Source organism: Streptomyces sp. NPDC016309, assembly GCF_043077235.1.
GTDB lineage: Bacteria > Actinomycetota > Actinomycetes > Streptomycetales > Streptomycetaceae > Streptomyces.
The window spans coordinates 451,679-464,418 of sequence record NZ_JBIBSG010000002.1; the positions used below are offsets into that span (position 1 = coordinate 451,679).

13 protein-coding genes are annotated in these 12,740 nt (G+C 71.6%); 8 read left to right on the plus strand and 5 right to left on the minus strand.

What is annotated here, in order from left to right; genetic code table 11:
* Positions 1-116: 116 nt before the first annotated feature.
* The gene (locus ACF068_RS06685) at positions 117-1,325 is read right to left on the minus strand and encodes a saccharopine dehydrogenase family protein (protein ID WP_392273062.1); all 1,209 of its coding nucleotides are present in this window, start codon (positions 1,323-1,325) and stop codon (positions 117-119) included.
* Between the two features lie 116 nt (positions 1,326-1,441).
* On the opposite strand from ACF068_RS06685, the gene ACF068_RS06690 reads away from it, so the two are divergent.
* Both ACF068_RS06690 and ACF068_RS06695 read left to right on the plus strand, forming a co-directional pair.
* A complete protein-coding gene (locus tag ACF068_RS06690; RefSeq protein ID WP_392273063.1) occupies positions 1,442-2,143 on the plus strand; it encodes a TetR/AcrR family transcriptional regulator in 702 nt (233 codons plus the stop codon).
* A 241-nt stretch (positions 2,144-2,384) separates the two neighbouring features.
* Positions 2,385-3,242: an RNA polymerase sigma factor SigF gene (locus ACF068_RS06695; RefSeq protein WP_392273064.1), complete on the plus strand. Its 858-nt coding sequence runs from the start codon at positions 2,385-2,387 to the stop codon at positions 3,240-3,242.
* Positions 3,243-3,359: 117 nt separating this feature from the next.
* Here the strand turns inward: ACF068_RS06695 and ACF068_RS06700 are convergent, their stop codons facing one another.
* Complete coding sequence (locus tag ACF068_RS06700) at positions 3,360-3,578, minus strand: hypothetical protein (RefSeq protein WP_392273065.1); 219 nt, start codon at positions 3,576-3,578, stop codon at positions 3,360-3,362.
* Positions 3,579-4,272: 694 nt separating this feature from the next.
* Between ACF068_RS06700 and ACF068_RS06705 the strand changes: the two genes are divergently transcribed.
* From ACF068_RS06705 to ACF068_RS06730, 6 genes are all read left to right on the plus strand, one after another.
* Positions 4,273-4,938 (plus strand): HAD family hydrolase, encoded by a 666-nt coding sequence (locus tag ACF068_RS06705; protein WP_392273066.1) that lies wholly within the window; start codon positions 4,273-4,275, stop codon positions 4,936-4,938.
* On the plus strand, positions 4,935-5,636 hold the full coding sequence (rpe, locus tag ACF068_RS06710; protein ID WP_392273067.1) for a ribulose-phosphate 3-epimerase: 702 nt from the start codon (positions 4,935-4,937) through the stop codon (positions 5,634-5,636). Before ACF068_RS06705 ends, rpe begins: the two co-directional genes overlap by 4 nt.
* A 92-nt stretch (positions 5,637-5,728) precedes the next feature.
* Positions 5,729-6,562, plus strand: coding sequence for a mycofactocin-coupled SDR family oxidoreductase (locus ACF068_RS06715; RefSeq protein ID WP_392273068.1), 834 nt, complete (start codon positions 5,729-5,731; stop codon positions 6,560-6,562).
* 24 nt (positions 6,563-6,586) lie between these two features.
* Positions 6,587-7,714: a transaldolase gene (gene tal / locus ACF068_RS06720; protein WP_392273069.1), complete on the plus strand. Its 1,128-nt coding sequence runs from the start codon at positions 6,587-6,589 to the stop codon at positions 7,712-7,714.
* 10 nt (positions 7,715-7,724) lie between these two features.
* Positions 7,725-8,969: an MFS transporter gene (locus ACF068_RS06725; RefSeq protein ID WP_392273070.1), complete on the plus strand. Its 1,245-nt coding sequence runs from the start codon at positions 7,725-7,727 to the stop codon at positions 8,967-8,969.
* Between the two features lie 40 nt (positions 8,970-9,009).
* Positions 9,010-9,324, plus strand: coding sequence for an antibiotic biosynthesis monooxygenase family protein (locus tag ACF068_RS06730; protein ID WP_392273071.1), 315 nt, complete (start codon positions 9,010-9,012; stop codon positions 9,322-9,324).
* Between the two features lie 82 nt (positions 9,325-9,406).
* On the opposite strand, the gene ACF068_RS06735 is transcribed toward ACF068_RS06730, so the two are convergent.
* From ACF068_RS06735 to ACF068_RS06745, 3 genes are read right to left on the minus strand one after another with little or no spacing between them, the layout of a single operon-like run.
* On the minus strand, positions 9,407-9,784 hold the full coding sequence (locus ACF068_RS06735; protein WP_392273072.1) for an STAS domain-containing protein: 378 nt from the start codon (positions 9,782-9,784) through the stop codon (positions 9,407-9,409).
* A complete protein-coding gene (locus ACF068_RS06740; RefSeq protein WP_392273073.1) occupies positions 9,781-10,866 on the minus strand; it encodes a B12-binding domain-containing protein in 1,086 nt (361 codons plus the stop codon). The genes ACF068_RS06735 and ACF068_RS06740 overlap by 4 nt, the downstream gene beginning before the upstream one ends.
* Positions 10,863-12,449 carry a PP2C family protein-serine/threonine phosphatase gene (locus tag ACF068_RS06745; protein ID WP_392273280.1) on the minus strand — a complete coding sequence of 529 codons (1,587 nt, stop codon included), beginning with the start codon at positions 12,447-12,449 and terminating at the stop codon, positions 10,863-10,865. The genes ACF068_RS06740 and ACF068_RS06745 overlap by 4 nt, the downstream gene beginning before the upstream one ends.
* Positions 12,450-12,740 lie beyond the last annotated feature (291 nt).

Genomic DNA, 12,740 nt, shown 5'->3' on the forward strand with positions numbered 1-12,740 from the left:
GTCGACGCCTGGTGGAATGATCCTCAGCGGGAGTACGCGGAGCACGTGACGGCCCCGGACCGGCGCGCCGCGGGAGCGGGAGCCCCTCGGGCGGCGCGCCGCGCGGACGGGTGTGCCTACTCGCGTACGCCCCAGGGGGAGCCGTACGCGGTCAGCAGGTCCAGGAAGGGGCGCGGGTCGAAGGCCTCCGGGCCGAGGATCCCGGCCCCGAGCCACGCGCCGTTCGCCACCAGCTCCAGGGCGACGACCGGGTTGACGGCGGTCTGCCAGACGACCGCCTGTGAGCCGTACTCGCTCATCGACCACTGGTTGTCCACCACGTGGTACAGGTAGACCTCGCGGGGCTTCCCGTCCTTGACGCCCTTCACCCAGGTGCCGGCGCAGGTCTTGCCGTGCATGCGGTCGCCGAGCGTCGCCGGGTCGGGCAGGCACGCCGCGACCACGTCACGCGGGGAGACCTCGGACCCATCGGGCAGCCGCACCTTCCCGGTGCGGTCCAGGCCGAGTTTGTGCAGGGTCTTGAGGGTCTCGATGAACTCGTTGCCCAGCCCGTACTTGAAGGTGACCCGCCGGGCGTCCACCCAGCGGGGGATGAGCAGCACCTCCTCGTGCTCGACGTTCACGCACTCCACCGGGCCGATGCCCTCGGGGAAGTCGAACACCTCAGGCTCGCTGAAGGGCGCGGTGGTGTACCAGCCGCGGTCCTTCTCCCAGACGACCGGAGGGTTCAGGCACTCCTCGATGGTGGTCCAGATGGAGAACGACGGGGCGAAGTCGTATCCGTCGACGGTGAGGTTCGCGCCGTCCCGTACCCCGATCTCGTCGATCTCGTCGAACAGCTCCTCGGCGGCGTAGCGCGCGAAGACGTCGGAGAGGCCCGGCTCGACGCCCATGCCGACGAGCGCGAGGCGACCGCTCCCCTCCCACGCGGCGGCGCGCGCGAACTGCGCGTCGCCCAGCTTCGTACCGCACTCCTCGTACGGGCGCGCCCGGTGCGGGGAGGACAGGGACATCGCCATGTCGAGGTAGTGCGCCCCGGCGGCCAGCGCGGCCTCGAACAGCGGCATCACGAAGCGCGGGTCGGTGGCGTTCAGCAGGACGTCGCACCGCTCGGCGGCGAGGAGGGCGGCGACGGCCTCCTGGTCCGAGGCGTCGACGCGTGCCGCGCTGAACCGGGTCTCCCCGTCGCCGAGCGCGGCGACCGCCGCGTCGGCGCGGGCCGGGTCGTAGTCGGCGACGACCATGTGGTCGAAGAAGGAGCGGCGGGCCGCGATCCGGGTGATCGCGGTGCCCACGCCACCGGCGCCCACAAGCAGAATGCGCATGGCGGAGGAGCCTTTCGTCGAGGGTGGCCGAAGCCGGGAGGCGTCATGAAACGGGCCCACCGAAAGCAACGTCAAGGGCGTTGGCATAAGCTCGACGGGAGCGGAGGAGGTACCCGGTGGCGAAGAAAGTGGTGCCGGAGGCGGACCGGCGGCGGAGGAAACCGACCAAGCAGGGCGTGGTCCTCTCGGCGGGGCTGATCGTCGAGACCGCCCTGCGGCTGCTGCACGAGCACGGCCGGGAGGGCCTGACGGTACGGCGCCTGGGCGCGGCGCTCGGCGCGGACCCGAGCACCCTGTACCGCTACTTCCGCGGCACCGACGACCTGACCCTGGCCATCGGCGACGAGCTGATCGGCCGCGCGATGCGAGGCTGGCGGGCCACCGGCGACTGGCGCGCCGACCTGCGCGAACTCGGCCTGCGCATCTACACCGCCTACCTCGCCCATCCGGAGGCGGCCGTCCTCACCGCCAGCCGGGTCAGCGGCCGGGCCAACGAGATCGCCACGGATGAGGCCATCCTCGGCGTGCTGCGGTCCACGGGGCTGCCCGACCCCGAAGTGGTGCGCGTCTACCACGCCTTCATCGACCAGACCCTGGCGTTCGCCGCGCTCGACGCCGCCGGCCTGGCGCTGCCGGAGCGGGCCCGGGCGGCCGACCAGGCGGTGTGGCGCGCCACGTACGCCCGGCTGCCCGCCGGCACCCACCCGAACATCGCGGCCACGGCGCCGCTGCTGGTGGCCCGGATGAACGCCAGCGCCTATCCCACGGCCCTGGAGATGCTCCTCGACAACGCGGAGGCGACGCTGGCGGCCGGCTGAGCCGTCGCGGCGGACCGCCGTCCCGCTCCGCGGCCGCTCTCATGACGGCCCCGAAGCGGCCCACGGCGCACCCGGGTTCACCGCCCGGATCCAGTGAGGGCCGACCGGTTTCCGATAGGCCGGTGAAAAAGGGACACATTCGCAGGCATGAGCGTGTGAGCGGCGGGTAGGCGCGGCCCATCGGCTTGTCGGGGGACGACGGCGTGAGTCGACGGTATGGGAGGGAAGAAGCATGACGGTGATGACGACGACTCAGCAGGCGGCGCCCACTGAGAGCCGCCCCGCGGCCGCGGCCCTGCCCGAGATCGCCAACCCGCGGCAGGTGGCCCCGAAGGACGCCCGGGCCCTGTCCAAGGTGTTCTTCGACCAGCTCGCCGTGCTGGAGGAGGGCACCGCCGCGTACCAGGACGTCCGCAACACGCTGATCGAGATGAACATGTCGCTCGTCCGGTACGCGGCCGGCCGGTTCCGGAGCCGGGGCGCGGACGAGATGGAGGACATCGTCCAGGTCGGCATGATCGGCCTGATCAAGGCGATCGACCGGTTCGAGCTGACGCGCGAGGTGGAGTTCACGACCTTCGCCGTGCCGTACATCGTCGGTGAGATCAAGCGCTTCTTCCGCGACACCTCCTGGGCCGTGCACGTCCCGCGCCGCCTCCAGGAAGCCCGGGTGGAACTGGCCCGCGCCACTGAGGAACTGCGCACCCGCCTGGGCCGCACGCCCACGGTCAAGGAACTGGCCACGCTGATGAACCTCACGGAGGAGGAGGTCATCGAGGCCCGTCTGGCCTCCAACGGGTACAACTCCAGCTCGCTGGACGCCACCATCAACAGCGACAGCGACGACGGTGAGGCGGCCCTCGCCAACTTCATCGGCGCCGAGGACCCGGCGATGGAACTCGTCGAGGACTTCCACGCCCTGGCCCCGCTGCTCGCCGAGCTGGACGACCGGGACCGGCAGATCATCCACATGCGCTTCGTCGAGGAGCTCACCCAGTCCCAGATCGGCGAGCGCCTGGGCTGCTCGCAGATGCATGTCTCCCGTCTTCTGTCCCGCACGCTGAAGCGACTGCGGGAAGGCATGCTCACCACCCACTGAACCGGAGCGCTGCCGCCGCACCGGCGCGGGTGCCACGGGGCCCTGAGGACCGAGGTCCTCAGGGCCCCTGCCGTTGGCCGGAGCGCCCGCCCGCAGGGGCGGCGGGCCGTGCGCCGCTCACGGCGTCGCCGCATCGTCGGCCACCGGGGCCGGCGAGGGGGGATGGAGGTCGAACGTGGTGCGGGTGTTGGCCGCGAGCGTCTCGAAGAGGCGACGACGGCGTCGCAGCTCGACGATGTCGACCGTCCGCATCCTGGAGGTCGGTGACGGCATGAAGATCGAGAGTGCCGTGCAGGCCGATCCGCAGGCCAGCAGAAGCCAAAGCGTCAGATGCACAACGAGGTCCTTCCCCGCGCGAGAAATGTGACAACAAGGCAGATTCGCGGTCTTTCTGACCGCCGCAGTGGCGAGAGCCATACACATAACGCGATGGCATATGCCGGGTTACGAGCCATTTGGGCGGTCCGTGCGAGGCGCGACCGGGGGCGTTCGGACGGAAGCCGGGGGAGCCGGGGGTGATGCCCCGGTCCGGTGGTCGCGGACTCCCGCTCCCTGTGTACGGGGAAAAGAGGCGTGAAGTAGCGCTTGTCCGTCGTGCCGACGCCCTCACGACGGTCCCGGGCGCCGCGCCGGCCATGGCCGAAAGGGTGTGGGGCGGGGAGCGGTGCCGGAGCCGGCGGATGCGGCGACCGGAGGCCCGCCGCCGCCCGGGGGTCGCCGCCCTCGTGGAGAAGGGGCCTGCCGGGCCGCAATGCCGCCGTGCGGGGCATCAGAATTTCAGGGCCGCGCAACTCCCCGTTCCCGAGTTATTCCTGACGGGCGGTATTTTTGAGAAAAGAAGGAAAATCGCCATTCCAGAACAGGGCATAACGGGCGCCGGAGTTTCACGCTGAGTGATCATCGCAGGCGAGTGGGTCGGTGGAGGTCAATCACGAACGGCCGATACGTGGCCGCTGCATCCACGCCGCGCCGGTTGACGCCTGTAGGGTGATTCATCCAGCCACAAGAACTCCGCTGGAAAGGCGAGTACATGGCAGTACTGCACGACGCCATCCTTTTCGACCTGGATGGCACACTGGTCGACTCCTATCCCGATGCCGAGGACTGCTGGAACGAATGGGCCGAATCCGTCGGCCTCGGCGACAGCTTCGACCTCGCCCCCTTTTACGGGCAGAAGCGCGCGGACATCATCCGGACCCTCCTGCCCCACCTGACGCAGCAGGAGATCGAGGAACACGCCGAGAACGTGCGTCTGGCCGAACGGGCCAGGGTAGCCAAGGTCGTCGCGCTGCCCGGCGCCGCGGACGTGCTGGCCGCGCTGCCCCCGGAGCGCTGGGGCATCGTGACCTCCAACGACACCGAGGTGGCCCAGGCCCGACTGCGCAGCGCCGGACTGCCCGTCCCCGAAGTGATCGTGAGCGCGGACCACGTGGTCCACCCCAAACCGCACCCCGAGGGTTTCCTCCTCGCCGCCCAGAAGCTGGGTTTCGAGCCCGCCGCGGTCGTCGGCATCGACGATTCCCCGATCGGCATCAACGCCGCCAGGGACGCCGGCATGACGGTCGTGGCCGTGCGGTTCCGGCACGAGCTCGATGAACTCACGGGGGCGCACGTCATCGCGGACGGCGTCGGCGTCATCGACTTCGAGGTCCAGCCCGAAGGCATAACCCTCACCATCGACGGAGAGCCCGTATGAGCATTCGCATTTCCCCCAGCATATTGGCCGCCGATTTCACCCGCCTCGCCGAAGAGGCGGACGCGGTCGCCGATGACGCCGATCTGCTCCACGTGGACGTCATGGACAACCACTTCGTGCCCAACCTCACGGTCGGGTTACCCGTCGTGGAATCCCTGGTGAAGAAAGTCCGTATTCCTCTCGACATCCATTTGGGCGTGGCCGACCCGGACCGGTGGGCACCGGACTACGCGGAGGCGGGCGCGGGCAGCGTCACCATCCACGCCGAGGCCACCCATTCCCCCGTGCGCACACTCCGGGCCATCCGCGCCGCCGGCGCCCAGGCGGGGCTGGCGCTCAATCCCGCCACCTCCCTCCAGCCGTACGAGGGGCTGCTGGCCGAGGCCGACACCCTGCTCATCATGACCGTGGAGCCGGGCTTCGGCAGCCAGCCGTTCCTGGACTTCACGCTGGACAAGGTCCGCGAGGCCCGTCGGCTCATCGACCAGCTCCGCCGCTTCGGCGGCCGCGACATCCCCCTGTGGCTCCAGGTCGACGGCGGCGTCAACGAGAACACCATCGCGCGGTGCGCCGAAGCCGGCGCCGACTCCTTCGTCGCGGGCTCGGCCGTCTACGCGGGCAGCGACCCCGGCGCCGCCGTGCGCGCCCTGCGCCACCGCGCCGACGAGACGCGTTCGGTCGGCGCACGCGCCTCCTGACGGCGCCGCACCCGCACGGACGTACTCCCGCACGGACGTACTCCGCCACCTCCCACACCATCCGCTCTGCCACGGACAAGGAAGACACGCACATGGGACGCGTAGAGGGCAAGGTCGCCCTGATCACCGGAGCCGCCCGCGGCCAGGGACGCTCGCACGCCATCCGGCTCGCCCAGGAGGGCGCGCACATCATCGCCTCGGACATCTGTGAGGAGATCGGCAGCACCCACTACTCCCTGGCCACGTCCAAGGACCTGGAGGAGACCCGCCGCCTGGTGGAGAAGGAAGGCGGCAGGATACTCACCTTCGGCGCCGACGTCCGGGAGCTCGACCAGGTCGAAGCCCTGGTCGCCGCCGGACTGGAGGAGTTCGGGCACATCGACGTGGTGTGCGCCAACGCCGGCATCGGCTCGCTGGGCCGCTCCTGGGAGCTCACCGAGAAGCAGTGGCGCGACATGATCGACGTCAACCTGACCGGCGCCTGGCACACCATCCGCGCCGCCGTCCCGCACATGATCGCCGCCGACCGCGGTGGCTCCATCATCTTCACCAACTCCGTCGCCGGAACCCTCGGCCGGCCCAACATGTCGCACTACGCCGCGTCCAAGCACGGCCTGGTGGGACTCATGCGGTCCCTGGCCAACGAACTGGCCCCCTACTTCATCCGGGTCAACAGCATCCACCCCGGCAACGTGGACACCGACATGGTCCAGAACGTCACCGGACGCCGCCTCCTGCTGCCCGACGTCGAGAACCCCTCCCGGGAGGAGTTCGCCGCGGCCGCCACCGAGCTGAGCGTCATCCCGGTGCCCTGGGTGGAGTCCGTCGACATCAGCAACGCCGTGCTCTGGCTGGCCTCCGACGAGGCCCGTTACGTCACCGGCGCCACGCTGCCCGTCGACGCCGGCGCCGCGATCAAGGCCTGACAACACAAGGAGTCGTAACCCCCCATGGCAGGACCCTTACGGCAGCTCAGCGACCACGGCGTCTCCATCTGGCTGGACCACCTCAGCCGCGAGCGCCTCACCGGCGACGGCCTCGCCACGGCCATCCGCGACCAGGAAGTCGTCGGTGTCACCACCAACCCCTCCATCTTTCACCAGGCCATCGCCGGCGGGACCACCGCCTACGACGACGACCTGCGCGACCTGGCGCTGCGCGGCGTCACCGCCGAGGAGGCCGTCCGCACTCTGACCACGGCGGACGTGCGCGCCGCCGCCGACCTCCTCCGGCCCGTGTACCAGCGGACCGACGGGCACGACGGGCGCATCTCCCTCGAGGTCGACCCGCGCTTCGCCCACGACACCGAGGCGACCCTCGCGGAGGCCCGTCACCTGTGGTGGACCGTCGACCGCCCCAACCTGCTCATCAAGATCCCCGCCACCCCCGCGGGACTGCCCGCCATCAGCGCGGCGATCGCCGAGGGCATCAGCGTCAACGTCACCCTCATCTTCTCCATCGACCGCTACCGAGCCGTGGCCGACGCCTACCTGACCGGCCTCGAAGCGGCGCTGGACGACGGCCGGGACCTGTCCACCATCGAATCGGTGGCCTCCTTCTTCGTCTCGCGGATGGACACCGAGGTCGACCCGCGCCTGGAGAAGATCGGCAGCGCCCGGGCACTGGAACTGCGGGGCGAAGCCGGCCTCGCCAACGCACGGCTCGCGTTCCGGGCCCATGAGGAGATCGTGCGCTCGCCGCGCTGGCAGGCACTGCGGGCGGCCGGCGCCAATGTCCAGCGGATGCTGTGGACCTCCACCAGCACCAAGAACCCGGCCTACCCGGACACCCTGTACGTCGGCGGTCTGGTCACCCCCGGCACGGTCAACACCTTGCCTCCCCAGACCCTCGGAGCCGTCGCCGACCACGGTGACGTCCCGACCGAGACCGTACGCGGCAACTACGAGCACGCGGCCCGCGTCCTGGCCGGCCTGGCGGAACTCGGCATCGACTACGACGAGGTCGTCCAGCTCCTGGAGGATCAGGGCGTCCGGGCGTTCGAAGAGGCCTGGGCATCCCTCCTGGAAAGCGTCGAAGCCTCTCTCGACCGCCTGCCCCGCGCCTCGAAGACCCGGTGAACATCGTTCCATGACGTCCCTGACCCCCCGGGCCGAGACCGGACCACGAGTGTCACGCGCCTTCGTGGTCCGGCTCGGGCTCGCCTACCTCGGGCTCTACAGCGCGGTGCTGTCCGTCGCGCTGGTCACCCTCGCCCTGCGCATCGAGCACGTCGACCCCGCCCACAAGGAGAACAGCCTGGCGGTCGCGGCCGCCCTCGGCGCGCTCGTCGCCCTGTTCGCCAACCCCCTCGCCGGGCGGCTGTCGGACCGTACCACCGCCGCCTGGGGGCGCCGCCGGCCCTGGCTCGTCGTCGGCGTCCTCGGCGGCGCCGCGGGTCTCGCCGTCGTCGCCCTGGTGCCGTCCGTCCCCGCGATCACCGCGGGCTGGTGCCTCGCACAGGCCAGTTTCAACACCTCCATCGCCGCGCTCGCCGCCACCGTGCCCGAGCAGGTCCCGCTCGCCCAGCGGGGCATGGTCTCGGGCGTCATGGGCTTCAGCCAGCGCCTGGCCGTGCCCGTCGGCATGGGAGCCGCGGCCCTCTTCTCCGCCGGGCCGGCCGGCTTCCTGGTGCCGGCCGCGGCGGCCATCGGCTGTGTCTGCCTGTTCGCGCTGCCCTTGCGGGACACCCGGGCACCGGCCGGCCGGCCGCCCTTCTCGGCGCGGGAGTTCTTCGGCAGCTTCTGGACCGACCCGCGCAGCCACCCCGACTTCGGCTGGGTGTGGCTGACCCGCTTCCTGACGTACTTCGCCTCCGTGGCGCCGGTGCCCTACCTCGCGTACTACCTCAGCGACCGCATCGGGCTGACCGGCGGCACGGTCGCCGCGACCGTCGCCCTGCTGACGACGCTCAACTACACGCTCAGCGCGGTGACCGCGGCACTGTGCGGATGGCTCTCCGACCGCCTCCACCGGCGCAAGGTCTTCGTCACCGCGGCCGCCGTGCTGCTCGCCGCCGGCCTCGCCCTCCTCGCCGTGGCCGACACCCTGCCACCGGTCTACCTCGCGCAGACCCTCCTCGGCATCGGGTCCGGCTTCTACTTCGCCGTCGACATGGCCCTGGCCACCGAGGTCCTGCCCAGCTCCGACGACGTGGGCAAGGACCTGGGCGTCATCAACAGCGCCGACGTCCTGCCCCAGTCCATCGGCCCCGCACTCGCCCCGCTGCTGCTGTCCATCGGCCCGGGCCACAACTACACCGCGCTGTACGTGTTCACCATGGCGGTCGGCCTGCTGGCCCTCCTCACCGTGACCCGCATCAGACAGGTCCGCTGAACGCGTCCGGCGTCACCACACGCATCCGAAAGGAATCCCGATGATCCACGAGTACGCCTACCTCTACATCACGCCGGGCCGTGAGGAGGAGTTCGAGCAGGCGCTCCTCGCCGGCGCCCCCATCCTCGAATCGGCCGAAGGCTGCCTCTCCGTCGAACTGCACCGCGACGTCGAGACGCAGGGCTCCTACCTGCTGCGCGTCGGCTGGGAGACGCTCGCCCACCACCTGGACGGCTTCCCCCGGAGCGAGCAGGCCCCGCGGTTCGCGGCGGCGATAGAGCACTTCTTCGCGAAGGAGCCCGAGCTGCGGCACTTCTCCGCCGAACCGGTCGGCGCGCCCACCGCACAGGACTGACCTCCGGGCCGGCCGGGCCCGCACGGCCACGGCCCGCCGAGCCCACCGTCGTTCCGTCGCCGCCCCGCCGCCCCGCCGCCCGTCAGCGGCTCCGGGCGGCGTCGGTCATGGCGCCCCCGTCCGGGTCCCGACCGCCGGCGACGGTGAGGTGCTCCAGGGTCTGCGTGAGAGTGAGCATGCGGTCGAGGACCTCCGGCCTGTTGTCCAGCCGCAGGACCGCGCCGACCGCCGTGGCGTGACGGTGGGCCATCAGCAGCGTCGACAGGCCCATGGAGTCGATCCACGTCAGCCGCGCGAAGTCCAGGCGTACGACGTGGGGCGGCGGGTGCTGCGCGAGCCGCTCCACCACGGCGTGCAGCAGGTCGCCGCTGGTGTCGTAGTCCAGATCACCGGAGACGCGGAAGGTGAGCGTGCCGGACCGGTGGTCGATGTCGATTCCGAAAGGTCTGTGCGAGGTCATGTGTCCGTGTTCGGTCCGGGGGCTGGGGAAGGGGTACGGCCGCCGAGGCGGCCGGCGGCGTCGCCGAGCAGGGCGGCGGCCCGGGGGAATTCGTTCAACTGCTCGCCCAGGATGCCCAACCCGGTGGTGAGCGAGTGGCCGGGCACGCCCCGGGCGCCGAGGACGTCCGCCGTCCACGCCACGAAGGTGGAGAACAGGGCGGGGTCGTCCACGTAGAGCGCGGTGGTGAGGAAGTCCACGATGTGGGCGATGTCCTCCGCGGTGCGCTCGCGCTGGGCCTCACTGTAGGACCGCATCGCGGGGAAGCGTTCCTCCAGATCGACGAGGGTCTGTTTGACCAGCCGGCCGCGAGAGCGGGCGATCATCGTGTACTCCTGGTCGACCAGGTGCGGCAGGTCGTCCACCGCGTGCCGCGACGCGGCCGGGTCCGGCCGGGGCGGACCGGCTTCCAGCACCGCCGCCGCGCCGCGGGCATCGGCCGCCCACCGGTCCACCCCCAGCGCCCGCGCGTAGCGGCCGTCCGTGCCGAACGCCCGTCCGCCGGCCAGGACGGGCACGCCCACGGCCTGGCAGGCGGCGACGGCCGAGTGGGCGGTGGGCAGATGGGTGGGCAGCGAGCTGGACAGCAGCACCGCCTGCGGGTTGGTCGCGTGCAGGTGGGCGATCAGGTGCGCGGTGGGGATCTGGGCGCCGAGGAAGTCGACCTGCCAGCCGCGCAGTCGCAGCACCTCGGCGACCAGACGGGCGGGGAGGGCGTGCCATTCCCCGTCCACACAGCTCACGGTCACCCGGCCCCGGCTGCTGCCCGCGGGCCGGTCCCGGTGGACCACGGCGGCGATCGCCCGCTCGTTGATGGCGGTGGCCGCGTGCTCCTGGGCCACGGTCATCCGGTCCGCGGCCCACTCGGCGCCGACCTTCTCCTGGACGGCACCGATCACGTCCAGCAGCAGCGCCTCCTTGTCGCGGCCCTCGTCCAGGGCGTCATGGACCACGTCGACGGCCGCGTACTCGTCGCCGCCGGACACGGCCGTCCAGAGCCTGCCGCCCACCTCGTCGACCCACGCGGGGCGGGAGTCGTTCACATGGTCCTCCTGACACGCTGTTCCCGACGGTGCACTCGGCCGTCGACGACCGACAGCGGACCGGTCTTCGGCGCGCTGATCGCCAGCGTGGCCATGTCGTCGTGCCGTCCCTTGCCCAGCCACTGCGCGGCCAGCATCTGCACCCGCTCCACGACCGCCTCGGCCGGCATGCCGGCGCACTCCACGAGGGACCGCCGCAGCCGCTGCTCGCCGAAGAACTCGTCGCCCAGCGGGCCGCCGCGCGCCTCGGTGATGCCGTCCGTGTAGAGCAGGCACGTCTCGCCGGGCGCCAGGACCGCCGTGGCCGACCGGGAGGTGACCTTCGGCAGGGCGCCCACGAGCTGTCCCGAGGTGCTCGCCTCCTCCACCCGGCCGTCCGTACGGATGATCAACGGGGGCAGGTGGCCGGCGCTGGTCAGCCGCAGATGCACCTGCCCGGCCTTGCGTCTGGCGGAGGCGAGGACCAGTGTGACGAACCGGGCGTGGTGGGAGGTGAGCAGCGCGCCGTTCAGCAGGCCGAGCACGCGCTGGTGGTCGCCGGACAGCGGCAGCAGGGCCTGGAGCACGCTGCGGATCTTGCCCGTGAGCGCGGCTGCTTCCAGCCCCTTGCCGGCGACGTCGCCCAGGACGACGAACGTCTCCTGCGCGGGGTCCGCGCCGGGGTGCACGTCGTAGAAGTCGCCGCCGACCCGTTCGTGGTCGTTGGCGGGCCGGTACCTGCCCGCGTAGTCGACGCCGTGGACGCGCTCCAGCACCGGCGGCAGCAGCTCCCGCATCAGCACCGAGGTGATCGCCGCCTGCTCGCTGTACATCCGCGCGGCCGACAGCGCGGCTCCGGCCCGGGCGGCGAAGAGCCGGGCGAAGACCTCCTCACCGTCGGTGAACGCCCTGTGCGCGCTGGCCCGCAGCAGGATCAGCACACCGGCCGGCACGCCGTGGCCCGGCAGCGGGGTGACGATCACCGACCCGATGGGTCCGGTGAATCCCGGCGGGACCGCCCAGTCCGGAATGTCGTCCGGACTGATCCAGCGGGTGGGCACGGGTGGGAAGCCCTGGAGTGCCTCGGCCAGGCCCGGCACTATCGACGGGTCGATGTGCGCCGTGCTCTGTGTGACCGGGCCGCCCACCTGGGCATAGGTCAGGGGGTAGCGGCGCCCCTGGGCGGGGGCGACGATGACGGCCGCGTCGGCGAGGTGATCAGCGGCCATGCGCGCGGTCACCTCCGTACAGCGCTCGACGTTCAGCGAGGACAACAGGGTGTTGGAGACGTGCGCCAGCAGACCGGTCCGCTCCCGCTCGTCCCGCAGCTCCTGCTCGGCCAGGCGTACGTCGGTGTTGTCCACCAGCCACCACACCACCCCTCCTTCACCGGTGGTGGAGGGGTGGGCCTCGAAGCTGCGGTGGTCGATCGCACCCGAGGGTGCGGGGCCGTCGGCGGACTCGGGGGCCGGCCGGAGCCGGTCGCGGTGCGCCTCGGCGAGCCAGGCGGGGACGGGCAGGTCCGCCAGGAGGTCGTCCCCGGCGCGCCGGAACAGGGCGCGGGCGGACTCATTGGCCTCCACCACGGCGCCGGACCGGTCCATCACCAGGGCCGGGTACGGGGCCGTGCGCCAAGCCGTCGTGCTGAGCGCGGCGGATCCGCGCGGGTGGGCGGGAGGGCCGGAGGAAGGAAACACAGGCGGGGGAACGCATCGTGCGCACCCCACCCCCCTTCTACGCTCGGAAATGTTGTCTCACGGCAACCGTCTCGCACCCCTCGCGGCATACGCAACCCAGTGCCGAAAGACCACGATTCCGCCACATGTCGGGGAAACCCCGTAACCGGCCCTCCGGCCCGGCCCGCCGGCCGGGGGGAGGGACGCCACCTGCCGGGC